Origin of the sequence: Plantibacter sp. lyk4-40-MEA-4 (assembly GCF_030209415.1) — a bacterium.
Lineage (GTDB): Bacteria > Actinomycetota > Actinomycetes > Actinomycetales > Microbacteriaceae > Plantibacter > Plantibacter flavus_A.
In genome coordinates this window covers 582,804-606,058 of sequence record NZ_JARVSA010000003.1, presented here as the reverse complement: position 1 = coordinate 606,058, position 23,255 = coordinate 582,804, and the positions used below count along the sequence as shown (strand labels likewise).

The 23,255-nt window shown below is 70.3% G+C and carries 22 protein-coding genes; 5 read left to right on the top strand and 17 right to left on the bottom strand.

Annotation, left to right across the window (positions count from 1 at the left end):
* The first annotated feature begins 4 nt into the window (after positions 1-4).
* The gene (locus QRN44_RS08080; RefSeq protein ID WP_175116653.1) at positions 5-1,105 is read left to right on the top strand and encodes a hypothetical protein; all 1,101 of its coding nucleotides are present in this window, start codon (positions 5-7) and stop codon (positions 1,103-1,105) included.
* Here QRN44_RS08080 and QRN44_RS08075 read toward each other — a convergent pair.
* The gene (locus QRN44_RS08075) at positions 1,102-2,292 is read right to left on the bottom strand and encodes an acyltransferase family protein (protein WP_175116654.1); all 1,191 of its coding nucleotides are present in this window, start codon (positions 2,290-2,292) and stop codon (positions 1,102-1,104) included. The genes QRN44_RS08080 and QRN44_RS08075 overlap by 4 nt on opposite strands.
* Positions 2,293-2,348: 56 nt before the next feature.
* On the opposite strand from QRN44_RS08075, the gene QRN44_RS08070 reads away from it, so the two are divergent.
* Positions 2,349-4,118: a right-handed parallel beta-helix repeat-containing protein gene (locus QRN44_RS08070; RefSeq protein WP_285038800.1), complete on the top strand. Its 1,770-nt coding sequence runs from the start codon at positions 2,349-2,351 to the stop codon at positions 4,116-4,118.
* Positions 4,119-4,176: 58 nt separating this feature from the next.
* On the opposite strand, the gene QRN44_RS08065 is transcribed toward QRN44_RS08070, so the two are convergent.
* The 3 genes from QRN44_RS08065 to QRN44_RS08055 all read right to left on the bottom strand — a co-directional run bounded on the left by QRN44_RS08065 (position 4,177) and on the right by QRN44_RS08055 (position 9,828).
* Complete coding sequence (locus QRN44_RS08065; protein WP_369808439.1) at positions 4,177-6,261, bottom strand: ABC transporter ATP-binding protein; 2,085 nt, start codon at positions 6,259-6,261, stop codon at positions 4,177-4,179.
* A 2-nt stretch (positions 6,262-6,263) separates the two neighbouring features.
* A complete protein-coding gene (locus tag QRN44_RS08060; protein ID WP_285038799.1) occupies positions 6,264-8,000 on the bottom strand; it encodes an ABC transporter ATP-binding protein in 1,737 nt (578 codons plus the stop codon).
* Positions 8,001-8,262: 262 nt separating this feature from the next.
* Complete coding sequence (locus QRN44_RS08055) at positions 8,263-9,828, bottom strand: molybdopterin-dependent oxidoreductase (protein WP_285038798.1); 1,566 nt, start codon at positions 9,826-9,828, stop codon at positions 8,263-8,265.
* Between the two features lie 90 nt (positions 9,829-9,918).
* On the opposite strand from QRN44_RS08055, the gene moaA reads away from it, so the two are divergent.
* Together moaA and QRN44_RS08045 are read left to right on the top strand one after the other, a co-directional pair.
* A complete protein-coding gene (gene moaA, locus QRN44_RS08050; RefSeq protein WP_079000497.1) occupies positions 9,919-10,986 on the top strand; it encodes a GTP 3',8-cyclase MoaA in 1,068 nt (355 codons plus the stop codon).
* A 7-nt stretch (positions 10,987-10,993) separates the two neighbouring features.
* Positions 10,994-11,236, top strand: a complete 243-nt coding sequence (locus QRN44_RS08045) for a MoaD/ThiS family protein (RefSeq protein WP_121293258.1) — start codon at positions 10,994-10,996, stop codon at positions 11,234-11,236.
* 45 nt (positions 11,237-11,281) lie between these two features.
* Here QRN44_RS08045 and QRN44_RS08040 read toward each other — a convergent pair whose 3' ends face one another.
* From QRN44_RS08040 to QRN44_RS08020, 5 genes are all read right to left on the bottom strand, one after another.
* A complete protein-coding gene (locus QRN44_RS08040; protein ID WP_285038797.1) occupies positions 11,282-11,749 on the bottom strand; it encodes a BLUF domain-containing protein in 468 nt (155 codons plus the stop codon).
* Between the two features lie 122 nt (positions 11,750-11,871).
* Positions 11,872-12,423, bottom strand: coding sequence for a hypothetical protein (locus QRN44_RS08035; RefSeq protein ID WP_158596633.1), 552 nt, complete (start codon positions 12,421-12,423; stop codon positions 11,872-11,874).
* 36 nt (positions 12,424-12,459) lie between these two features.
* Entirely contained in the window at positions 12,460-15,072 is a 2,613-nt protein-coding gene (locus QRN44_RS08030; RefSeq protein WP_285038796.1) for an excinuclease ABC subunit UvrA, read from the bottom strand.
* Between the two features lie 83 nt (positions 15,073-15,155).
* Positions 15,156-15,659, bottom strand: coding sequence for a GNAT family N-acetyltransferase (locus QRN44_RS08025; protein ID WP_121292946.1), 504 nt, complete (start codon positions 15,657-15,659; stop codon positions 15,156-15,158).
* Positions 15,652-15,927 carry a type II toxin-antitoxin system TacA family antitoxin gene (locus QRN44_RS08020; protein ID WP_064293940.1) on the bottom strand — a complete coding sequence of 92 codons (276 nt, stop codon included), beginning with the start codon at positions 15,925-15,927 and terminating at the stop codon, positions 15,652-15,654. Before QRN44_RS08020 ends, QRN44_RS08025 begins: the two co-directional genes overlap by 8 nt.
* Before the next feature lie 65 nt (positions 15,928-15,992).
* On the opposite strand from QRN44_RS08020, the gene QRN44_RS08015 reads away from it, so the two are divergent.
* Positions 15,993-16,559 (top strand): dihydrofolate reductase family protein, encoded by a 567-nt coding sequence (locus QRN44_RS08015; RefSeq protein ID WP_121293260.1) that lies wholly within the window; start codon positions 15,993-15,995, stop codon positions 16,557-16,559.
* Between the two features lie 23 nt (positions 16,560-16,582).
* On the opposite strand, the gene QRN44_RS08010 is transcribed toward QRN44_RS08015, so the two are convergent.
* From QRN44_RS08010 to QRN44_RS07975, 8 genes are all read right to left on the bottom strand, one after another.
* Positions 16,583-17,422 (bottom strand): hypothetical protein, encoded by an 840-nt coding sequence (locus QRN44_RS08010; protein WP_285038795.1) that lies wholly within the window; start codon positions 17,420-17,422, stop codon positions 16,583-16,585.
* 64 nt (positions 17,423-17,486) lie between these two features.
* Positions 17,487-17,915: a molybdenum cofactor biosynthesis protein MoaE gene (locus QRN44_RS08005; protein WP_285038794.1), complete on the bottom strand. Its 429-nt coding sequence runs from the start codon at positions 17,913-17,915 to the stop codon at positions 17,487-17,489.
* Positions 17,908-18,891 (bottom strand): bifunctional molybdenum cofactor biosynthesis protein MoaC/MoaB, encoded by a 984-nt coding sequence (gene moaCB, locus QRN44_RS08000; RefSeq protein ID WP_285038793.1) that lies wholly within the window; start codon positions 18,889-18,891, stop codon positions 17,908-17,910. The genes QRN44_RS08005 and moaCB overlap by 8 nt, the downstream gene beginning before the upstream one ends.
* Positions 18,888-20,123, bottom strand: coding sequence for a molybdopterin molybdotransferase MoeA (locus QRN44_RS07995; protein ID WP_285038792.1), 1,236 nt, complete (start codon positions 20,121-20,123; stop codon positions 18,888-18,890). The genes moaCB and QRN44_RS07995 overlap by 4 nt, the downstream gene beginning before the upstream one ends.
* A 58-nt stretch (positions 20,124-20,181) precedes the next feature.
* Positions 20,182-21,321, bottom strand: a complete 1,140-nt coding sequence (locus QRN44_RS07990; protein WP_285038791.1) for a ThiF family adenylyltransferase — start codon at positions 21,319-21,321, stop codon at positions 20,182-20,184.
* A 37-nt stretch (positions 21,322-21,358) separates the two neighbouring features.
* Complete coding sequence (locus tag QRN44_RS07985) at positions 21,359-21,736, bottom strand: VOC family protein (RefSeq protein ID WP_071261898.1); 378 nt, start codon at positions 21,734-21,736, stop codon at positions 21,359-21,361.
* A gap of 47 nt (positions 21,737-21,783) precedes the next feature.
* Positions 21,784-22,347, bottom strand: a complete 564-nt coding sequence (locus QRN44_RS07980) for a TetR/AcrR family transcriptional regulator (protein ID WP_285038790.1) — start codon at positions 22,345-22,347, stop codon at positions 21,784-21,786.
* 22 nt (positions 22,348-22,369) lie between these two features.
* Positions 22,370-23,206: an alpha/beta fold hydrolase gene (locus tag QRN44_RS07975; protein ID WP_285038789.1), complete on the bottom strand. Its 837-nt coding sequence runs from the start codon at positions 23,204-23,206 to the stop codon at positions 22,370-22,372.
* Positions 23,207-23,255: the final 49 nt, after the last annotated feature.

Sequence of the window (23,255 nt, the reverse complement as noted above, 5' to 3'; positions counted from 1 at the left end):
GCGCGTGACCGATCACCCGTCGTCCGACGCCCGCAACGACTTCGTCACCTTCGACGCGCTCCGTGCGGAGGCCGTCGAGCAGCCGGTTCGACGCGGAGCGGGCGCGTGGGGGTTCTTCGGCACAGTCGCGATCGTGATCGGCGCCCTGTTGATCCCGGTCGCCCTCGTGAGCACGTGGGCGGACACGATGCTCCGCGACACCGACGCGTTCGTCGACACCCTCGCCCCACTGGCCACGGACCCGGCCGTCCAAGCCTTCGTGGGGGACCAGGCGCTCGCCGCGCTGGAGAGTCAGGTCGACCTCGACGCGGCGGCTGCGGTGCCGGCCGACCTCGCGGCGACCCTCTCGCTCCCGCCGGCGATCTCGGACGTGCTGGGTGCGATCGGTGGCGACACCGCGGATGCGCTGCGCGAGGTCCTGCGCCGGAACGTCGCCGAGTTCGCGGCTTCGCCCGCGTTCGCGACCGCCTGGACCGAAGCCCTCCGGGTCACGCATGAGCAGCTCGTCGCCGGCGTCTCCGGTTCCCAGGGGGCGGTCATCGACGTCTCGGCCGAGCAGGGCTTGGGTGTGCAGTTGGGGCCGATCGTCTCCGCGACCCGCTCGTGGCTGGTCGACGCGGGATTCGGCTTCGCGGCCGCCATCCCGGACGTCGACCGCGTGGTCGACGTCGTCCCGGCGTCGCAGGTCGCGCCGGTACTCGGTGGGATCCAGGTGATCGAGACGGCGGCTGGTTGGTCGCCCTGGCTCGCGATCGGGCTCATCGCACTCGGGGTGATCCTGCTCTGGCTGGGCCGCCGCAACCCGAGCCGGACCGTCGCCGGAGCGGCGATCGGTGTCCTCCTCGCAGCGGGCCTGACGCTCCTCCTGCTCGGCGCTGCCCGACTCGCCCTCGTCCTCGCGGTGTCGGTCGCGATCCCCGGCGGCGTCGGGGACGCGGCGGCGTCGCTCCTGCTGGGCCCACCCACCGATGCGGCCTGGTCCGTACTGTGGGTGTCGCTCACCGTGGCGGTCCTCGCCTTCGTCAGCGCCGCGTTGCGGCTCCCCGAGCGCATCGCGCGGGGCGTCCGGGCGGCGCGGCGTCCGCTGGCGGGCACGAACGCCTAAGCGCCGGTGGCCGATCCGTCCGCATGGACGGCCCGGCTCGTCCGCGGTGCTGCGAGTCTGCGATGCCACGGCACCTCCACGAGCGTGTGGAGCAGCCAGGACGCGGCGAGGATCGAGCCGAACCAGACCAGGCTGATCGGAGCCCGGAGGAGGAACGGCATGCCGTCGACGGCGTTCGGCGGGATCGCCTTCGCCAGCAGGATGAGCACGAAGACGTGCACGAGGTACGTGGAGAACGAGAGCTGCCCCAGGATGCGCGCGGGGCGACTGCGCAGCACCGCGGTGGAGCGCGGGCTCGCGACCGCCAGCCCTCCGACGATGATCGCCGCGAAGGTGATCGCGGCCCAGGCTCGTGGTGCTCCGGGTTCGAGTGCGATCGCCGCCGCCACCAGGCCGCTGGCGCCTCCTGCGGCGACCCACGCCGCTCGTCGGGTGACCGGGAGGGCTGCCGTCCACTCCGCCAGACAGATGCCGAGCGCGAAGCAGCACAGCACCCGGACGGCCGGGGTCGCCATGCCGTTCATGGCCGACGGGGCGATGGCGGCGGCGATCGTCGTCGTGGAGACGAGCCCGACCGAGAGGGCGATCACCGGGACCGGGCCGCGCATCCGGTCGCGGAGGGCGAGGGCGAACACCGGGAACAGGATGAACGTGAGGAATTGGGCCGACAGCGACCAGGCGGGTGGGTTCCACCAGAGTGCGTCGCCGAACCATGCGCGGGTGAGGGTGAGTTCGGCGAGGAGGCCGATGGGCGGGAACGCCCCGTCGTCCGTTGGGACACCGACCATCGCCCCGCCGACGCAGAGCAGCACGAAGGCGAGGAGCACGGTCACGTGTGCCGGGTATATCCGCGCGAAGCGGTTCCGGAGGTAGCGACCGTAGGTGGGCCAGGTCCAGCGTCGATGCAGGTAGGCCCGGGCGATCGTGTACCCGCTCAAGACGAAGAACACGTCGACGGCGAGTCCGGTGTGGGCCATCGGCGCGAGCCACGAGAGCTCGGGGAGCACGGAGAACAGCCAGTCCGCGGAGTGTGAGAACACCACCCACCAGGCGGCGACGGCGCGGGCACCGGCGAAGGCGGTGTGGTCGACGCGGGGTGCCGGTCGGCGGTCGCGTCGGGGGTTTCCGGTCGCGTGGTTCTCCGGTGACGGCATGGTGCTCCAGGATGATCGGACGGCGGTGGTCACGCCGGATCTCCACTCTAGGATGCTTCTGTACCTCATGGTTCTGTACTGTGTGGACTGTGGACAGGACATCACGAAGCGCCGGAACAGCTCGGTGGCGGAGGACCGGAGCCGAACCCGGACCGGTCCCGGAACCCGAACCGACGGCCGTCGAGCCCGAACCCGATCCCGACCGTGAGGCCCCGTCGTCGCCACCCGAACCCGATCCCGCACCGTCGGCACCGACCGGGAACGCGGACACCCAGGCCGTCCCGCCCGTCGAGCTCGTCCTCGAAGGTCCCGGGATCGACCCGACCGGTGCCTCCGTCAGCACCGCCGCGGTCCTCGCCTGGTTCGCGGCCGTCCCGGCCGGTGGCACCGTGGTCGTCCGCGGCGGCGACGTCATCGCCGTGGACGCGACGATCAGGATCGACCGTCGCCTGCACCTCCGCGGGCGCGGCGAGCTCCGGTTCGTCGGAGGTGTCGAGGCGGCCCCGGCGCTGAAGCTCATCGTGTCGGGCAGCTCGGTGACCGGCGTCCGGGTCAGCTACGCGGGCCCGACCGCATCGAGCACGGGTGAGCGCAACACCGCGATCAGCATCTGGGCGAGCGACGTCCTGATCGACGGCGTCACCGTCGACGGGTTCCAGAACGGCATCGCCGTGCAACCGTCAGGTGAGTTCGAGGGCGTCGTCATCTCGGGGTGCCATGTCCTGAACATCCTCGGCTCGGGCGGAGGGCGAGGCTCCGCCTCATCCGCGGGCGAGGATCGTGGCGACGGCATCACGGTCTGGGGTGCGCGTTCGGCGGTCGTCGGCAACATCGTCTCGGCCGCCCCCGGAACCGACGCACGGGTCGGCATCCACGCCGAGAACCTGCCCGACTACGCGGTCGACCCCGGTTCCTGGGCCGACTCGATGGTCACGATCGAGGGCAACGTCGTCACCGGGCCGTTCCGCCGGTCCATAGCCGTGGAGGGGATGGCCCACACCGTCGTGACCGGTAACACCGTGTCCGACGCCACCTGGTGGGGACTCGCCGTCATCGACACCCGATCGGTCGCCCTGGTCGCGAACACGGTGCGCTGGACGCGGATGGCCGACGACGACCAGGGGTCCGCCTGGGGGCCCAAGCGCTGCCCGGTGATGATCTACCGCGATGCGCAGGGAACCGTGGTCTCCGGGAACGTCATCGAGATCCGCGGCGTCGCTGCTGCGGGCATCATGGCCCAGGCGGCGGCACCGCCGGGCGGTTCGACCACCGTCATCGGCGCCGTCGACGCGCTCATCACCGACAACGTGGTCCGGATCGGAGGCGGCACCTGTCCGATCGGGATCGCGCTCGATCGGACCGGACAGCCTGTCGTCTCGGGCAACCGCGTCGCCGTCACGCTCGCATCGGGCTCGGTGGGCGGTGTCGTGTCGTACCTCGCCCACGACGCGGTGGTCTCCGACAACTCCATCACCGGGGCCGCGACCTCCAACGGGTTCGGGGTGCTCCACCAGGGTGCCGGCTCGATCGTGGTCATGGGGAACCGCATCGACCGCGTCAGAGCCGCGGTCGCCGTGAACAACTGCACCGGTGGCGCGACGATCATCGGCAACACCGGACGCGACTGCGAGTACGGCCTCGACACCTTCGGCACGACCGGTCCATCCGTGGTCCACGGCAACCGTTGGGAGTCGAACAACACGGCACACGCGAACGCGCAGCCGAACACGAGCTACCTCTCCACCCGGCACATGGGTCTCGCGCGGCCGTACGGTGGCCAGTCCGGCGACATCCTCGTCGGGAACGGAAGGCTGTGGGTGAACGATCAGGGCACCTGGCGGTCGGCCACCCTCAGCTGAACGCGCGTCAGGCGGGCCCCGATGATCGGGGCCCGCCTGACGCGGTGTGGGAGCCGACTCAGCTGCGCGGGGCGTGTGCCGTGTCGGACCCGCTGGCGACGGCCGCCTCGTCGATCGCCGACTGCTCCTCGCCGCCGCGGAACTGCGTGCGGTAGAGCTCGGCGTACGCGCCGTCGACCTCGAGGAGCTGCGCGTGCGAGCCCTGCTCGACGATCCGCCCGTTCTCCATCACGAGGATCGTGTCCGCGTCGCGGATGGTCGACAAGCGGTGGGCGATGACGAAGGAGGTCCGGTCGGAGCGCAGTGCCGCCATCGCGTGCTGCACGAGCAGCTCCGTCCGTGTGTCGACGGAGGACGTCGCCTCGTCGAGGATGAGCAGCTTCGGCTTCGCGATGAACGCACGGGCGATCGTGATGAGCTGGCGTTCACCGGCCGAGACGCTGCCGCCGTCCGCGTCGAGGACGGTGTCGTAGCCGTCGGGCAGCTGGCGCACGAAGCGGTCGACCATCGTCGCCTCGGCGGCCTCGACGACCTCCGCGTCGCTCGCGTCGAGTCGCCCGTACCGGATGTTCTCGCGGATCGTCCCATCGAACAGCCAGGCGTCCTGCAGCACCATCCCGACCTGCGACCGCAGCTCGGCGCGCGTCAGGGCGGTGATGTCGACGCCGTCGAGCAGGATGCGACCGCCCGTGAGCTCGTAGAACCGCATGACGAGGTTCACGAGGGTCGTCTTCCCGGCCCCGGTCGGCCCGACGATCGCGACGGTCTGACCCGGCTGCGCGGAGAAGGAGAGGTCCTCGATGAGCGGCTTCTCGGGGTCGTAGCTGAAGGAGACGCCGTCGAACTCGACGTGGCCGTCGGTGTGCTCGGGCAGGTGTGCGTCCGCGGTCTCCGGGTCCTGTTCCTCGGCGTCGAGCAGCTCGAAGGTGCGCTCGGCGGACGCGACGCCCGACTGCAGCTGGTTCGCCATGCCGGCGATCTGGCTGAGCGGCTGCGAGAACTCACGCGAGTACTGGATGAACGCGGTCGCGTCGCCGAGGGTCATCTGGCCGGAGGCGACCCGGAGGCCGCCCACGACGGCGATGAGCACGTAGGACAGGTAGGAGACGAAGGTCATCGCCGGCATGATCATGCCGGACACGAACTGCGCGCCGAACGCCGCCCGGTAGAGCTTCTCGTTGCGCTCGTCGAACTCGGCGAGCATCTCCTTGTCGCGGCCGAAGACCCGCACGAGCTCGAGGCCTGAGAACGACTCCTCGATGTGCCCGTTGAGCGAGCCGGTGTTCTTCCACTGCGCGGTGAAGAGCTTCTGTGACCGCGAGCCGATGACTCCGGCGATCAGCGCGGACAGCGGCAGTGCGATCAGCGCGATGAGTGCGAGCTGCCACGACACGATGAACATCATCGCCGTGATGCCGAGCACCGTGAGGGCCGACTGCACGAGTTGCGAGAACGCCTGTTGGAGGGCGGTCTGGATGTTGTCGACGTCGTTCGTGACACGCGACATGAGGTCTCCGCGCTGACGGGTGTCGAAGTAGCTCAGCGGAAGGCGGTTGAGCTTGCGCTCGATGTCCCGACGGAGGTTGTAGACCACGCGCATGACGAGCCCGTTGAGGATGTACCCCTGGGCCCAGTTGAGGATCGACGCGACGATGTACATGCCGAGCACGATGATGATCAGACGGCCCAGCAGGGTGAAGTCGATCCCCTGCCCCGGGGTGATGTCCGATTTCTCGAGCATGTCGGCGTACTGGTCGTTGCCGGATGCGCGTGCCTGGTCGACGACCTGGTCGAGCGTCGCGCCGGCCGGGAGCTGCGACCCCATCACGCCGTTGAAGATCGCGTCCATCGCGAGACCGAGGATCTTCGGGGCGATGACCGTGAGCACGACCGAGAGCACGACGAGCCCGACGACGATGCTCATCTTGACCTTCTCGGGGGCGAGGAGTCCGACGAGTCGCTTCGCGGAGGGCCAGAACTGCTCGGCCTTCTTCGACGGGGTGCCGCCGAACATGTCGCCGTCGGACTCACCCGGGGTGAACTCCGGTGCGAGCGCCTCCTCCTCGACCGCGTTCAGCTCGGGAGCCTGAGCGGTGTCCTTCGAGGTGCCGGAGGAGCGCTTGTCACGTGGTGAACGGGCCATGGTCACGCCACCCCTTCCACAGCGAGCTGCGATTGGACGATCTCGCGATACGTCTCGTTGGAGTCCAGGAGTTCGTCGTGGGTGCCGCGGCCGACGATGCCGCCGTCGTTCATGACGATGATGTGGTCGGCCTCGCGGATCGTCGCGATGCGTTGCGCGACGATGATGACGGTCGCGTCGGCGGTGCTGTCGCCGAGGGCTGCCCGGAGTCGGGCGTCGGTGGCGACGTCGAGGGCCGAGAACGAGTCGTCGAAGAGGTAGACCAGGGGCTTCGCGACGAGGGCCCTGGCGATGCACAGACGTTGACGCTGGCCGCCGGAGACGTTCGTGCCGCCCTGGGCGACGCCGTCGTTCAGCATCTTCGGCTTCGCGCGGACGAAGTCCTCCGCCTGCGCGACGTCGAGGGCGCTCCACAGCTCGTCGTCGGTGGCGTCGGGGCGTCCGAATCGGAGGTTCGACGCGATCGTGCCCGAGAACAGGTACGGCTTCTGCGGCACGATCCCGACGACCCCGGCGATCTGCTGCCTGGTGAGCTGCGAGACGGGGACGCCGTCGATGGTGACGTGACCCTGCTGCGGGTCGTAGAGGCGCGGGATGAGCGAGAGGAGCGTCGTCTTGCCTGAGCCGGTCGAGCCGACGATCGCGGTGGTCTTGCCCGGCTCCGCCGTGAACGTGACGTCCGACAGGACCGGTCGCTCCGCGCCGGGGTAGCCGAAGGTGACGCCGGTGAACTCGACCCGTCCGACCGACGGCACGCGGATGTCGGTGCTCGTCGGCACGGTGAGGCTCGGCTCGGTGTCGAGGACGCTCTGGATGCGCTCGGCGCACACGACCGCGCGAGGGATCATCATGACCATGAAGACGCCCATCATCACCGAGGTGAGGATCTGGAGCAGGTACTGGAGGAACGCGGTGAGGGAACCGACCTGCATCTGGCCGGCGTCGACCCGCTGGCCACCGAACCAGAGCACGGCAGCCGTCGCCAGGTGCAGGATCATCATGATGACCGGGAACATGAGGACGAAGATGTTGCCGACCTTGATCGACACGCGCGTGAGCGCCTCGTTGGCACGGTTGTACCGCTCCGACTCGAACGGCTCGCGGACGAACGCCCGGACGACGCGGATGCCGATGATCTGCTCGCGCAGCACACTGTTGATGCCGTCGATGCGGTCCTGCATCTGGCGGAACAGCGGCATGAGGAGGTAGACCAGGAACCCGACGATGATGAACAGCACCGGCACGGAGACCCAGACCAGCCAGGACAGCCCCGCGTCCTCGCGGAGCGCCATGATGATGCCGCCGACGCACATGATGGGCGCGGACACCATGAAGTTGAGGGTCATGAGGACGAGCATCTGGACCTGCTGGACGTCGTTCGTGCCGCGGGTGATGAGCGTCGCGCTGCCGAAGCCGCCGATCTCGAGTGCGCCGAGCGAGTCGACCTTCCGGTAGAACTCCCGGCGCAGGTCGCGGCCGATGGCCATGGCGGTGCGGGCGCCGAAGTAGACCCCGCCGATGGCTGCGGCCACCTGGACGAGGCAGACGAGCAGCATGGTCATGCCGGTGGACCAGATGAAGTCCGTGTCGCCACGGGAGACGCCCTGGTCGATGATCTGGGCGTTCAGGCTGGGGAGGTAGAGGGCCGCGATCGTCGAGATGAGCTGCAGCACGAACACCGCGACGACCCAGGCCGCGTACGGCTTGGCGTGTCGGAGGGCGAGGGCGAGGAGGGCCACGTGAGGTCCTTTGTGGTTCATGTCCGCGGCGGAGCACCGTGCGGACGGAGAGGCGGAACTGGGCTGGCGCGAGACCAGTGCCTCCGGCGGCGGCGCGGACCGACGGAGACCATGAAGGACGTGCCCGAGTGACGATACTCCGAGCCGGTGACACGGTGGTGGGTCGATTCGGGATCGTGATGATCGCGAATCCAGCGTCGACCGACCGGGGATCGATCTTATCCTCTGGAATTCCAGAGGTCGAACCGGGGTGACGACCCGATCAGTCGACGCCCACGCTGATGGTGTGCCAGCCCTCCGCGCCGTCGGGGACGACGTCGACGGGGGTCTCGCTCTGCGTCTTGCCCGCGGCGTCGGTCGCGCGGACGGCGATGGTGTGGTCGCCGGCCGGGGCGTCCCACTGGAGGACCCACTGCACCCAGGTGTCGTCGGAGATGGCGGTCGCGAGCGTCGTGTCGAGCCAGTCGCCGTCGTCGATCCGGACCTGGACCCGGTTGACGCCCGTGTGCTGCGCCCAGGCGACGCCGGCGATCGCGACGTTCCCCGCCGCGACACGTCCACCGTCACGCGGCACGTCGATGCGTGACTCCGTCTTGATGGGCCCGCGCTCCGACCAGCCGCGGTCGGTCCAATAGGCCCGGGCGTCCGCGTAGCGGGTCACCTCCAGCTCGACGACCCACTTGGTGGCGGAGACGTACCCGTACAGGCCCGGGACGGCCATGCGCACCGGGAAGCCGTGCTGCAGCGGGAGCGGTTGCCCGTTCATCCCGACGGCCAGGAGGCTGTCGCGGTCCTCGTCCTGCAGGACCTCGAGCGGGGTCCCGGCGGTGAAGCCGTCGATGCTCCGCGACAGGACCATGTCGGCACCGGCCTTGGGTTTCGCGCGCGCCAGCAGCTCGCGGATCGGGTACCCGAGCCAGAGCGCGTTGCCGATGAGGTCGCCGCCGACGGGGTTCGAGACGCAGGTCAGCGTGATGATCGACTCCTGCAGCGGGAGGGCGAGGAGTTCCTCGAACCCGATCTCGACCTCCTGCTCGACCATGCCGGTGATCTTGAGGCTCCAGGTCGAGGGGTCGATGTTCGGCACCTGGAGGGCGGTGTCGATCCGGTAGAAGGAGTCGTTCGCCGACACGACCGGCGTGAGCCCGTCGATGCCGAGTTCGGCTCCGGCCGGGACCGGCGGCGCGGCCACGGCGGCCGTCGGGAGCTTGAGCGCCTTCCGGATGCTCTCCACGGCGACCGCTCCGGCCGAGGCGACGCGTGCGCCGACCCCGACGACGAGGGCACCGACCGCGGTGCCGCCGAGCAGGACGAGGAAGGAGCGTCGGGGGAGTTCGGCTCGGGAGGCCCCGACGACCGGCCTGGCCTCGTCCGCGACCGTCGCATCGTCCCAGGTGCGGAGGCGGGTCACGAGCAATCGCAGCACCAGGATGCCGACCGCCGTGCCGACGACGCTCGGGAAGGCCCAGTCGAGGCCCGCGTCGGCACGGGTGATCGCTGCGACGACCGCGACGACGCCGACGAGCGCGAGCGCGATGCTCCCGACCGCCGGCCGACGCTCCTCGAGGACACCGATCCCGACGGCGAGGGCCGCGACCAGCACGCCGAGCACGATGAGCAGCACGAGCTTGTCGTTGGTGCCGAACAGGGCGATGACGAGGTCCTTGACCCAGCCGGGCACGAGGTCGATCACGAGGGAACCCACGGAGAGCAGGGGCGAGCTCGCGGGGGCGACGAACGCCGCGACGGCCTCGGCCGAGCCGAGGGTCGCGACGGCTGCGACGACGCCGGACGCACCGGCGAGCAGGGTGCGGCGGCGGGGCTCCATGTCCGTCATGCTACGCGCGCCCGCTGTGCGTTCCTCCCCGAAGAGGCCCTAGAGGGGCAAGACGGCCGTCCGTCCCCGTACCCTGGGGGGATGACCACAGTCGGGCTCGGAATCCCACGCATCGGGTCGCCGCTCAGGCACATCCCGGACGCTGCAGGGCGCCCCGACGTCGACGGCCTCATCGACCGGTTCGGTCGCGTGGCGCGCGACCTCCGGGTGTCGATCACGGAGAAGTGCTCCCTGCGCTGCACGTACTGCATGCCCGAGCAGGGGCTCCCGGCGATCGCCCGCGACGACCTCCTCACACCGACCGAGATCGGTCGACTCGTCGAGATCGCCGTCCGCGACCTCGGCGTGCACGACATCCGGTTCACGGGCGGCGAGCCGCTCATGCGTCCCGACCTCGCGGAGATCATCGCCCGCAGCTCGGCTGTCGCCGGCGATGCGTCGATCTCCATGACCACGAACGGCATCGGACTCGACAAGCGTGTCGACGAGCTCGTGGCAGCCGGGCTCACCCGCGTGAACATCTCCCTCGACACCGTCGACCGCGACCACTTCGCGCGGCTCACGCGCCGCGACCGCCTGCCCGCCGTCCTGGCCGGCATCGATGCCGCCAAGCGCGCCGGGCTGACGCCGCTGAAGATCAACGCCGTCCTCATGCGCGACACACTGGACGGCGCGGTCGCCCTGCTCTCTTGGGCGATCGAGAACGGTTGCCGTCTCCGCTTCATCGAGCAGATGCCGCTCGACGCCGACGAGGCGTGGGTGCGGGAGAACATGGTCGACGCGGCCGAGTTGCTCGACGTCCTCGGCTCCCGATTCACCCTCACCGCTCCGCACCGCGAGGATCCCTCGGCTCCCGCGGAGGAGTGGCTCGTCGACGGCGGACCGGCGACGGTCGGCATCATCGCGTCGGTCACGCGCTCGTTCTGCGACGACTGCGACCGAACCCGGCTCACGGCCGAGGGGACGATCCGCTCCTGCCTCTTCGGCGACGACGAGACCGACCTCCGGGGCATGCTGCGTTCGGGCGTCGAGGACGTCGAGATCGCCGACCGCTGGCGCGCGGCGATGTGGCACAAGCAGGCCGGACACCGGATCGCGTCGCCCGACTTCGTCCGTCCGGAGCGGAGCATGGGAGCGATCGGTGGCTGAGACGACGCTGATGCAGGTGCTCGTGCGCTACTTCGCCGCAGCCGAAGAGGCGGCAGGCGTGCCCGAGGAGTCCCTCCCCGCGGTCGCGACGGTGGGCGAGCTCAAGTCGGTGCTGCTCGACCGCTACGGCGACCCGATGGCGAAGGTCCTCGCGTCGGGCTCGTTCCTGGTCGACGGCGTCGTCAGTCGTGACGACGCCCGTCCGCTCGGCGCCCGGGTCGACGTCCTCCCGCCCTTCGCCGGCGGCTAGGTCGCGAATGCGCCGCGCGGATGACATCGTGCGTGCGTGCGTGGTCTACGAAGCCGCCGACGAGTTGCGCTCGGAGAGTGCCCGAGTAGCGCGAAGCTGCAACCATCGGACCAGGTCCAGGACGCCTCGCGTCCGCGACCCCGCGGGATCGTCGCCGCCGCCGATCGCGTGAAATCCCGGAATCTCGTCGACCGGGTAGTCGTCGAGGCGCTCGCAGCGCATCCGCCAGTCCGGGAACTGGCGGAAGGGCACGGTCTCCTCATTGAGGACGCGCATGTCCGTGTGGCGCGCGTCACGGGAGAGGCCGTCCAGGAGCGCGGAGATGGCGTCGTCGGGTCCTTCGACCACCTGGAAGAAGTCGTCGCCGCGCACGGCGAGCATGCCGGTCAGGCCGGAACGCTCGTTGTTGCCGCGACACTCGACGAGCAGCGCTTCGAGGGACGCCTGCGTCAGCGGGCTCGTCGCCCGGCTCACGTACGTCACGGACCGGACCGCTGTTTCGGAGTGCACCACGGTTCGCACAGTACACGGTCGATGGGCCGACTTCGTCCCCCCGATCAGGTCTGATCGGGGGATTCCCCTTGCCGAGGGTGTCGGGTCCTGAGCTGACGACGTACAGCGACGGAGGGGTGGGCTCAGCCCGATCGGCGGGCAGCCTGCCAAACGCGTCGCTCGACCGCCGCCGAGCGGAACATGAGGACGAGCGAGACGATCGCCCCCAGCACGGTCGCCACGAACGCGACGAGCGCGAACGCCTGCAGCAGCTCGCCGGCCGCCGAGGACCGGCCGACGTAGGGCGGCAGTTCGTCGGACACGGTGTGCCCGATGCCGAAACCGGCGAAGAACATGGCTGGGAGTCCGAGCCAGACGAGCATCGATCCGAGCGTCGCCACGTGGACCCAGTGCGACCCGAGCCGGCCGCGCCAGCCGAGGTGGACGAACGCCGTGATGGCCGCGAGTCCGAGAAGGAACGCGACGGCGACGCTGACCAGTCCCATCGCCAGCGCGTTCGGGGTGAAGACACCGTAGATCGTCTCGAGGTCGTACGCGCCGTCCGTCATCGCGATGGGTGCCCAGACGAGTTCCTCGATGGGGGCGAACACCAGCATGGCCGCCGCGGCGAGTGCGCAGACGATGACGGCGATGCGACGGGAGCGGAGGTCACGGCGCGGATCGTGGACGGACACGCCCTCCACGATAGGTGCTCGGCCCCGGAGACGGGTTCACCCCGCGGCGTCGGCCGCCGATGCCGCGGGTGCCGCACCGAGCAGTGCCAGTCGCTTCGCCAGGTAGGGCGCGGTGCGGCTGTCGGGGTCTGCGGCGACGGCATCCGGGGTGCCCGCGGCCACGATGCGTCCACCAGCGTCACCACCGGACGGTCCGAGGTCGATCACCCAGTCGGCCGCCGCGACGACGTCCATCTCGTGCTCGACCACGACGACGGTGTCGCCGGAGTCGACGAGCGCGTTCAACTGCGCCAGGAGACGACGGACGTCGGCCGGGTGGAGGCCGGTCGTCGGCTCGTCGAGGAGGTAGAGGGTGTGACCGCGTCGCACCCGCTGGAGTTCCGTCGCGAGCTTGATACGCTGCGCCTCGCCACCCGACAGTTCGGTGGCCGGCTGGCCGAGCCGCAGGTATCCCAGGCCGACTTCGAGCAAAGTGCGGAGGCTGCGTGCTGCCGCCGGGACGGCCGCGAGGAACTCGGCCGCCTGCTCGACGGTGAGTGCGAGGACGTCTGCGATCGACTTCCCGTCGTAGGTGACCTCGAGGGTCTCGGCGTTGTACCGGGCGCCGTTGCACGTCGGGCACTTCCCGTAGCTGCCGGGGAGGAACAGCAGTTCGACCGACACGAAGCCCTCACCGAGGCAGGTCTCGCAGCGACCTCCCGCGACGTTGAACGAGAACCGGCCGGCCGTGTACCCGCGCTCGCGGGCGAGGTCCGTGGCGGCGAACGCGGTGCGGACGGCGTCGAACAGCCCGGTGTAGGTCGCGAGGTTCGACCGCGGGGTTCGACCGATGGGCTTCTGGTCGACCCGGACGAGGCGGTCCACATGCTCGAGGCCTCGCACCCGACGCACGGTGAGCGTGTCGGCGTGTCCGTCCGGCACCGTCGCCTCCGCCAGGCCGGAACCCTCGGTCGCATCGGTCTCGGTGGGCACCTCGTCGTCATCGTCTGCAGTGTCGTCCGTCGTCCGGCCGGCTGCCCGCAGGTGGTCGCGCACGACGTCGCGGAGGACGCGGCTCACGAGGGTCGATTTACCGGAACCCGAGACACCGGTGACGGCGACGAAGGTCCCGAGGGGGATCGAGGCGTCGACGCCGGCGAGGTTGTGGAGCGTGATGCCCTCGACCTCGAGCCAATCGCGCGTCTCACGGAGTGCTCGTCGCTCGGGAGCCGGACCGTGCTGTTCGGGGAAGAGGAACGGGCGGGTCGCCGAGGCCTCGACCTCGGCGAGACCCTCGACGGCCCCGCTGTAGAGCACGTCGCCGCCACCCTCGCCTGCACCGGGGCCGACGTCGACGATCCAGTCCGCGTTCCGGACGACGTCCATGTTGTGCTCGACGACGTAGACCGAGTTGCCCGAGCGCTTCAGCTGCTCCAGCACCTCGAGGAGGGGCTCCGCATCGGCCGGGTGCAGACCCGCTGACGGTTCGTCGAGGACGTAGACCACGCCGAAGAGCCCGGAGCGCAGCTGGGTCGCGAGCCGGAGCCGTTGCATCTCGCCGGGGGAGAGCGTCGTCGTCACGCGCCCGAGCCCGAGGTAGCCGAGTCCGAGGTCGGTGAGCACGCGGATGCGCGCGAGGAGATCGGTCGTGATGGCGACGGCGACGTCGGTGCGCTCGCCGGAGAGCGTGGTCGGGAGTGCGGGCGCCGCGTCCTTCAGCTCAGTGGTGGGGCGGATGACCTCGGCGAGCTCCGTCATCGGCAGGGCGTTGAGCTCGGCGATCGTGCGGCCGGCGAAGGTGACCGCGAGCGCCTCGCGGCGGAGTCCCGTGCCGTGGCAGAGCGGGCACGGACCCGAGCGCACGAACTGCAGCACCTTGTTCCGCATCATCTGGCTCTTCGAGTCGGAGAGGGTGTGGAAGACGTACTGCTTGGCGCTCCAGAACATCCCGTTGTACGGCTTGGCGACGCGGTCTCGTTGCGGCGTGATCTGCACGACCGGCTGCTCCTCGGTGAAGAGGATCCAGTCGCGGTCCTCCTGGTCGAGCTCCCGCCAGGGGCGGTCGACGTCGTATCCGAGGGCGATGGTGATGTCGCGGAGGTTCTTCGCCTGCCAGGCTCCCGGCCAGGCGGCGATCGCTCCCTCGCGGATGCTCAGCGACGGGTCGGGCACGAGGGAGTCCTCGGTGACCGTGTGCGCGACGCCGATGCCGTGGCACTCCGGGCAGGCGCCGACGGCGGTGTTGGGGGAGAAGGCGTCGGAGTCGAGTCGGGTCGTGAACCCCTCCGGGAACGTGCCGGCGCGCGAGAAGAGCATGCGGACTGAGTTCGAGAGGGTCGTCACCGTGCCGACGCTGGAGCGCGAGCTGGGGGCGCCGCGTCGTTGCTGCAGGGCGACCGCCGGTGGCAGGCCGGAGATCGAGTCGACGTGCGGGTCGTGACCCTGCTGGATCAATCGCCTGGCGTATGGGGCGACGGACTCGAGGTATCGTCGCTGCGCCTCGGTGAAGATGGTGCCGAACGCGAGCGACGACTTGCCCGAGCCGGAGACCCCGGTGAAGGCGACGATCGCATCGCGCGGCACGTCGACGTCCACGTTGCGGAGGTTGTTCTCGTTGGCTCCCCGGACGCGGACGAACGGGTCGGATGCTTCGGGGGCGTTTTCGGGCATCAGATCACCCTACGTCGCTCGCTGCCGTGATGCGGAGTGGTTGACGCGCCCCCGCAGGTGTGCGGGCGGCGATCGACGTGCACTCAGCCGACCAGGGTCGCGCGTGCGTCGGAGACCAACAGGTACAGGGCGCGACTCGAACCGGGAAATCGTTCGAAGCCGAATCGCTCGTAGAACGGGATGACGTCGTCGGTCAGGGCGTGGACCAGGATCGCTCGCATCCCGATGATCTCCGCCGCGCTGATCGCTTGAAGGACGGCATGCTGCAGGAGGGCGGTTCCAAGGCCGAGGCCGGTGAACTCCTGATCGATGGCGAGCCGGCCGATCAGGACGACGGGAATCGGATCGGGTGCCCGGTGCGCGAGCCGCTGCGGCGCATCTTCTCGAACGAGCGAACTCGCCGAGAGGCAGTAGTAACCCGCGACGCGACCCTCGGTCGTCACCGAGACCATCGTCTTCGACCCACCGCTGCGGTCGTTGTTCCGTGCGTATCCGCGGAGCCAGCTGTCGAGGACGTCGACGCCGCAGCGGAAGTCGGAGAGGACGTCTCCAGTAGCGAGCGGTCGTGGGGTCCGGAAGTCAGTCAACGAAGATCGTGGGTCGGTTCAGGAGGTCGCGGAGTCCGTCGATCGAACGCGCTGGGCGTTCCAGGATCGCTTCGAACTGTTCGAATGCGGCCGCGTCCACGCGGATGTCGCGCTCACGGCGGATGACATCAGCCGCCCGTTCCGTAGCGGCGGACGTGGTGAAATCGGTGATGGACCGGCCTTCGATCGCGGCGGCGGCGGCGATCGCGTCCTTCTGTGCGCTGGTGACGCGGACCTCGATGCGCTTGTCTTTCAGTGGAGATGCCATGCCGTCATTGTACGGCAATCTTCCGTACGGAGTCGATGTCGGAGGTCGGAGGCAGGATCGTCCTCATGACTCGTGAACGTTCCTGGCACGGCTGCGTCTTCATCGGGGTGAGCCTCGACGGGTTCATCGCGGGGCCCGACGGCGACCTCGGCTGGCTCACGGAGCTCGAGCCGCGGGAGCATGCCGCGGATGCGCCGGGGAGGCACCCGGCGCTCGACTGGGATTCGTTCTTCCCGACGATCGACACCCTCGTGATGGGACGTACCACCTACGACACTGTGCTCGGCTTCGGCGAGTGGCCGTTCGAGGGCAAGCGGGTCGTCGTGCTGAGCACCACGCTCGAGGCCGGGGACGACCGCATCACGGTCGCCGGGTCGCTCGACGAAGCGACCGCCCTGCTCGACGAGGCCGGGGCCGGCCGCGTCTACGTCGACGGAGGCAGGACCATCCAGGCGTTCCTCGGTGCGGGCCTCGTCGACGAGATCACCGTGTCCGTCGCACCGGTGCTCATCGGCTCGGGCGCCCGCCTCTTCGGCGACCTCGACGCCGACGTCGGTCTGCGGCTCCGCGGCACCCACGCGACGCCCGAGGACGGGCTCGTGCGCATCACCTACGACGTGCTGCCGCGCTGACCCCACTCGGCGGTCGGTCCGCCTCAGTCGAGCGGAGCCGACGTCCGGTAGGCGATGTTGAGCGTGCCGGGCAGGCCGCTGTCCGCGAACGCCGTCGTGATGCGCTCCTCGAGCACCGCGTCGGCGATGAGCAGCTCGACGCGGGTGACCGGTCCGCCGGCCGACGTCTGATGACGGATGTTCACCGCGGTGGGGGTCGTTGAGAGCACCGGCTCCAGGGCTTGGAGGAACGTGATCAGTTCAGCCGGCGGTGTGCCGTCGGTGTCGATGTCGACGGCGTGGAACGGGGCACGCTCGAGCGACCAGGAGTCCTTCCAGACCACCGGCCCGATCGAGTCCTCCAGTCGGGCGCCCGCGGTGAGCGACCGCAGCACGTCGAGGTACCGGGTGACGGAGTCCGCCGCGATCCGCGGCACGACCGACGCGGGTGCATCCTCCCTTCGGACACTGATGGTCTCGCGGCCGCGACCGAGGTGCGCAGCGATCGCCGACCACTGCTCGGCGGCGAAATCGGTCGTCGAGCCGAGGAGCAGCGTGGAACCGTTGGCGAGTTCGAGAGCCGACACCTCGCACGGGGCGAGATCAGACTCGGAGACGATGGTCGCCAGCATGTCGCCGACTTCGCTCGAGGTCGCACCCTCATGCACTGATACGCGGAGCTCGCACATCGGGACGACGTTGATCTTCGGCTCGATCGTCCGGACCGTCACCGTCCCCTGATCGCCGAGGACGGCTTCGACCGCGGCCTTCGCCCCGATCGCGGCGATCGTCATCGGCGCACAGGCCCGGACGAGCAGCACCGCGAGGAGGACGAGGCCTGCGGTGACCAGCAGCCTGACCACCGTGCGCCGCCGCATGACCATCCGTCGATCCGTCAACGCCTGCCCCCACCCACGGTTCGAGCCTATGCCGACGGACCGTCGGGTGCTACAGACCGACCCACTCCGTCTCGCCGTCGGCCAGGTACTGGCGCTTCCAGATGGGGACGGTGCGCTTGATCTCCTCGACCAGACGCTCGCAGGCGGCGAACGCCTCGGCCCGGTGCGCAGCGGCGACGGCGGCCACGAGGGCCAGGTCGCCGACGACGAGCGACCCGACGCGGTGGGCGGCGGCGACCCGGAGGCCGGTCTCCGCGGCGACCGTCCGGCAGCAGTCCTCGAGGAACCGTTGGGCGTCGGGGTGGGCGCGGTAGTCGAGGGCGTCGACCGCCTCGCCGTGGTCGTGGTCGCGCACGATCCCTCGGAAGGCCACGAGTGCACCGTTGGCGGGCGCCGCGACGAAGTCCTCGATCGCGTGCGCGTCGAGGGGCGACTCCGAGATGAGGGCGAAGACCTCGGGAACCGTCGACTCACTCATGCGCGCCACCTCCGGCGATCTGGGCGACGAGGTGGTCGAGCAGGCCGTCGAGGACCGCGAGTCCGTCCTTCACGCCGCCGGTGGACCCCGGCAGGTTCACCACGACGGTGCCGCCGGACACCCCCGCGAGCCCGCGACTGAGCGCCGCGGTCGGGGTCTTGGTCGACCCGAGGGTGCGGATCGCCTCCGAGATGCCGGGCAGTTCGCGGTCGAGGTGGGGCTGCGTCGCCTCCGGGGTGCGATCGCTCGGCGAGAGGCCGGTGCCGCCCGTCGTGATGAGCACCGCGGGCGCGGCGTCCAGGGCTGCCGTGATCGCGAGGTGCACGTCGGCGTCGGACACGACCGTCACCGCATCCACCGCATAGTCGTGCTCGGACAACCAGGCGGAGATGCGGGGCCCCGTGAGGTCCTCGCGCGTGCCGGCCGCGCCGGCGGTCGACGCGACGATGACGGCCGCGGTTCGCGGACGGACCGTCCGCGCCACAGGTGCTTTGATCGGCTCCGACGCCTCCGGCGTCCAGTTCCCGCGCTTGCCGCCGGACTTCTCGAGCAGCCGGATGTCGCCGAGGACCGAGGCCGGGTCGACGGCCTTGACCATGTCGTGCAGCGTCAGGCCGGCGATCGAAGCGGCCGTCAGGGCCTCCATCTCGACCCCGGTCTGGCCGGTGGTCTTCGCCGTCGCGGTGATGACGATCGAGTCCTCGGTGAAGGCGAAGTCGAGGCTCACCGACGACAGCGCGAGCTGGTGGCACAGCGGGATGAGCTCGCTCGTCCGCTTGGCCCCCGCGATCCCCGCGATGCGCGCGGTCGCGATGACGTCCGCCTTCGGCAGACCGTCCGCCTGGACGAGCGCGATCACGTCCGGTCGGGTGGTGAACGTCGCCGTCGCCGTCGCGACCCGCTTCGTCGTGGCCTTGTCGCCGACATCGACCATGCGTGCGCGGCCGTCGTCGTCGAGATGTGTGAGCCCGGTCATAGTGCCCATGCTTCCACAGCGTCACCGGCGTCGAGCTCGAGGGTGTCCTCCGGGATCACGATCAGCACGTCGGACGCCGCGAGTCCGGCCACGAGGTGGGAGCCGGGACCTGCGACCGGTTCGACCCGGCCGTCGTCTCGTCGGCGTCCGCGGAGGAACTGGCGCTTGCCGGGCACCGAACGCACGGCCACCGCGAGTTCGGCCGGCACACGCGACGCCTGCGGCAGCCCGGCGACCCGGCGGAGGACCGGAGCGACGAAGACCTCGAACGAGAGCTGGGTGCTCACCGGGTTGCCGGGGAACGCGATGATCGGCACGCCCCGGTGGGCACCGAGCGCCTGTGGACCGCCGGGCTGCATCGCGACCGAGCCGATCCAGCCCCCCAGCGGCCCGAGGACGTCACGGACGACCTCATGTTCTCCCATGGAGATCCCGCCGGAGGTGAGGATGAGATCGACCTCGCCGTGGAGGTCGTCGAGCAGCGCGAGCAGGACGTCGGCGTCGTCGACGACGCGCGCACGAGCGGCGACCTCGGCCCCGGCTGCGACGACGGCGGCCGCCAGCGCGGTCCCGTTGGAGTCGAAGGTCTGGCCGAGCGTCGGCGTCTCGCCGGGTTCGACGAGTTCGGCACCGGTCGTGACGATCGCGACCCGCACCCGCTGACGCACCTCGACGGTCGTGATGCCGGCCGCAGCCAACACGGCGAGGTGTCGTGAAGCGAGGCGGAGGCCGGCCGGCAGCAGCTCCTCACCGGCGCGGACGTCGCTCCCGCGCTCCCGGACGAACAGTCCCACCGGGCGCTCGCCGCCGTTGCGCGGACGACCGAGGACGACGGTCTCGACACCGTGGGAATCCGTCTCGACCTCGCTCTCCTCGACGGGCACGACGACGTCCGCACCCGGCGGAACGACCGCGCCCGTCATGATGCGCACCGAGGTTCCCGGCTCGAGCGGCGCCGGGTCGATCGGGCGCGCGGCGATCTCGCCCACCACTCGCAGTCGCGTCTCATTACCCGAGAGGTCTGCCGCCCGAACCGCGAAACCGTCCATCTGCGAGTTGCGGAACAGCGGCAGGTCGACCGGTGATGGCACCGCCACGGCCGTCACCCGAGCTGCGGCCTCGTCGATCGGCACGTGCTCGGCGCTGGTGTCGGTCACGTCGTCGAGGAGGGCTGCGACGTCGGAGGCGTGCTGCTCGACGGTCTTCCGACTCGTGGGCGGTGGCGTCGTCATGGTGGTTCCCGTCGGAGAGGTCGGTCGGTGGGGCTGCACGGGGTGTTCGGAGCCGCGGTCAGTAGCGGGGGACGGTCGGATCCACGAGGCGCGACCACGCGTCGATGCCGCCCTCGAGATGGACTGCGGAGTAGCCGCGCTCGAGGAGCAGACGGAGCGCTGACTCGGACCGGATGCCGTGGTGGCAGTAGACGACCACGGGCGTCCCGGGGTCGAGCCCGTGGAGTGTCTCGGGGAGCGAGCCGAGTGGCATCAGCGTCGAACCGGGCAACCGGGCGATCTCCGCCTCCCACGGCTCCCGGACGTCGAGCAGGACGGCCTCGTCGTCGCTCGCCGCCAGCTGTGGTGCGGTGATCGTGCGTCCGGCGTGTCGCGGCTCATGGGGTGCTGCCGCTGCGGCGCTCGCCGCATCCCCTCCCGGCGTCCGGTGCAGGTGCTCGTCCAGCGACACCTGCCGGGCGCCCGCGGGGTCTCGCTCGTACCGGAGTTCGCGGAACCCGCCGCTCAGTCCGTCGAACATCGTCACACGGCCGAGCGAGAGGGTCCCGACCCCGGTGAGCACCTTGATCGCCTCGGTCGCCATGATGGACCCGATGACCCCGACCGTGGTGGGCAGGACGCCGCCGGCCTCGCAGGAGAGCACCGAACCGTCCGTCGGCGGGTGGGGGAAGAGGTCGCGGTAGCGCGGGCCGCGGGACGACCAGCTGAGCCCGGCCTGCCCGCCGTACTGCGAGACCGCACCCCAGACGAGCGGGACGTCGGCGAGCGTCGCGGCGTCGTCGACCAGATACCGGGTCTCGAAGTTGTCGCTGCCGTCGATGACGAGGTCGATCTCCGCGTCGGCCAGGAGGCCCATGATCTCGCCGGGTCCGAGGCGGAGGCGGTGTCTGAGGATCGTCGCGTCGGTGTTGACGGCGAGGGCGCGGTCGGCGGCGGAGTCGACCTTCGGACGGCCGACGTCCGCGGTGCGATGGACGGTCTGGCGATGGAGATTGCTGAGCTCGACCGTGTCGTCGTCCACCAGGTGGATCGCGCCTTCGCCGGAACCGACACCGGCAGCGGCCAGCGCCGGGATGACGATGCTGCCGAGGCCACCTGCGCCGACGATCAGTACCCGTGCGTCTGCGAGGCGCTGCTGCGCCGCTGGTCCGAACCCGGGGAGGGCGAGCTGCCTGGCGTACCGCGCGGTCGAGGACATGCGCCGATTATCCCACCGGCACCGTGCCCGACGACCCTCAGACCGGCTTGACCGGCGTGCGCAGGAGGCAGAAGGCGTTGCCCTCGGGATCGGCGAGCACGTGCCACGACTCGTCGCCCGTCTGCCCGATGTCCGTCGGGCGTGCACCGAGGGCCAGCAGTCGCTCGAGCTCGGCGTCCTGGTCGCCGTCGGTCGGGCTGACGTCGATGTGGAGCTTCGACTTCGGCTGCGGCGGGTCGTCGCTGCGGCTGAGGATGATCGTCGGCTGCGATCCACCGAAGCCGTCCCGGGCTCCGATCTCCACCCCGTCCTCGTCTCGGTCGAGCACGACGAAGTCGAGGACCTCGCACCAGAAGCGGGCGAGCGCTTCCGGATCGCGGCAGTCCAGGACGAGTTCACTGATGCGACATGACATGACCGCAATGTACCGGCGCGTTCCTCGTGGCGGAAGCCGTTGCGGAGCTATCGACCGTCGGACACGCCACGGTCCGTCTCGGCGCAGTCGGTCAGTGTGATCACGAAGCCACGGACGAGGCGGTCGAAGCTGCGGTCGAGGTCTCGATCGAGGCCGAAGGAGCCGGCCGCCTCGAGCGAGACGAAGCCGTGCAGGGTGGACCGGAACGCGCGGATCGCGTCGATGGCGTCGTCGCCGCGAAGTTCATAGGCTGTGAGGACGTCGCTGATGACCTGGATGGCGCCGAGCGATGCCGCCGTGTCCTCCTCGTCCTCCGGCCCGGCGATCCACTGCGCGGCCGTATAGCGTGCCGGGTGCTTCAGGGCCCACTCCCGGTAGGCCCCGGCCATCACCGTGATCGCGTCCGCGCCCGAACGGCCGACGGCCGCGCGCCGTAGGACGTCGCCGAGTTCGCCCTTCGCCTGGAGGGAGATGCTCCGGCGGAGTCCGGCGAGCGAGTCGAGGTGTTTGTAGAGCGAGGGCTGCCGGACGCCGAGCCGTTCGGCGAGGGCGGCGAGGGTCAGCCCCTCGAGCCCCACTTCGTCGGCGAGTTCAGCCGCTTCGTCCACCACGCGCGTGCGGCTGAGTCCCGCCCTAGGCACGGTGCAGCGCCGACTGGAGGAAGCCGAGGACGGCCTGTGAGGTGACCTCGGGCTGTTGGGCCTGCGGGTAGTGGCCGGCGTCCTCGACGAGGACGACCTCCGCCTGCAGGGTGTCGCCGATCCAGCGGGCCTCTGCCGCGGGGTCGGGGAAGTCGGGGTCCTCGGTGCCCATGATCACGAGCGTCGGAGCGCTCACGCCGGGGAGCGCAGCCTCGGCCGGGGCGTGGTCGGTCTGTCTCGTCGTCTGCGAGAAGGCCTTGCCGTAGGCGGGGCGACGCAGGCTCGCGAAGACGGCGGCGAGGTGGTCGTCGAAGTCGACCGGCTTCCGGCCCGCGTTCAACGTGGGGAGGTAGGCCTTCCAGACCCGTGCGACCCACAGCGGAGCCATCATGGCGCGGAACACGGCGAGCATGAACCCGCTCGCCTTCGGGTTGCGGACGAAGGGCCCGACGAGCACGAGACCGGACACATCGTCGGGGTGCTCGGCGGCGACGATCACGCCCGCGCCGGCAGCGAGGGAGTTGCCGACGATGACGGCCGGGGTGCCCAGTTCGCGGATGAGGGCGTGGATGTCCGAGGCGGTCGCGACGTCGCCGTAGGACGAGAACGTCGTGTCGCTGTCGCCGTGACCACGGAGGTCGGTGGAGGCGACGCGGTAGCCGGCCTGGACGAGTGCGGGGGCGAGGAAGCGGTAGGAGGAGCGGAGCTCGCCCATTCCCGGGACGAGGACGACGAGCGGGCCGTCGCCCTGGAGCTCGTAGGCGATCTTGCCCTCGGGGCGGTCGAGGTGGCGGGTGGCGGGCCCTGTCGATGCCGGGTTGGTGTTCATGAAGCTAGTGTGCATTGCCTTTCAGCTAATGTCAATAGCTTTTACGGAC

Excerpts from the sequence above, each read along its gene's own strand:
- QRN44_RS08030 (WP_285038796.1), bottom strand. The coding sequence starts at position 15,072 with ATGCCCGAAAACGCCCCCGAAGCATCCGACCCGTTCGTCCGCGTCCGG.
- QRN44_RS07990 (WP_285038791.1), bottom strand. The coding sequence starts at position 21,321 with ATGTCCTCGACCGCGCGGTACGCCAGGCAGCTCGCCCTCCCCGGGTTC.
- QRN44_RS08010 (WP_285038795.1), bottom strand. The coding sequence starts at position 17,422 with ATGGTCATGCGGCGGCGCACGGTGGTCAGGCTGCTGGTCACCGCAGGC.
- moaA (WP_079000497.1), top strand. The coding sequence starts at position 9,919 with ATGACCACAGTCGGGCTCGGAATCCCACGCATCGGGTCGCCGCTCAGG.
- QRN44_RS07975 (WP_285038789.1), bottom strand. The coding sequence starts at position 23,206 with ATGAACACCAACCCGGCATCGACAGGGCCCGCCACCCGCCACCTCGAC.
- QRN44_RS07985 (WP_071261898.1), bottom strand. The coding sequence starts at position 21,736 with ATGTCATGTCGCATCAGTGAACTCGTCCTGGACTGCCGCGATCCGGAA.
- QRN44_RS08065 (WP_369808439.1), bottom strand. The coding sequence starts at position 6,261 with ATGGCCCGTTCACCACGTGACAAGCGCTCCTCCGGCACCTCGAAGGAC.
- QRN44_RS08015 (WP_121293260.1), top strand. The coding sequence starts at position 15,993 with ATGACTCGTGAACGTTCCTGGCACGGCTGCGTCTTCATCGGGGTGAGC.
- QRN44_RS08055 (WP_285038798.1), bottom strand. The coding sequence starts at position 9,828 with ATGGAGCCCCGCCGCCGCACCCTGCTCGCCGGTGCGTCCGGCGTCGTC.
- QRN44_RS08020 (WP_064293940.1), bottom strand. The coding sequence starts at position 15,927 with ATGGCATCTCCACTGAAAGACAAGCGCATCGAGGTCCGCGTCACCAGC.
- QRN44_RS08005 (WP_285038794.1), bottom strand. The coding sequence starts at position 17,915 with ATGAGTGAGTCGACGGTTCCCGAGGTCTTCGCCCTCATCTCGGAGTCG.
- moaCB (WP_285038793.1), bottom strand. The coding sequence starts at position 18,891 with ATGACCGGGCTCACACATCTCGACGACGACGGCCGCGCACGCATGGTC.
- QRN44_RS07995 (WP_285038792.1), bottom strand. The coding sequence starts at position 20,123 with ATGACGACGCCACCGCCCACGAGTCGGAAGACCGTCGAGCAGCACGCC.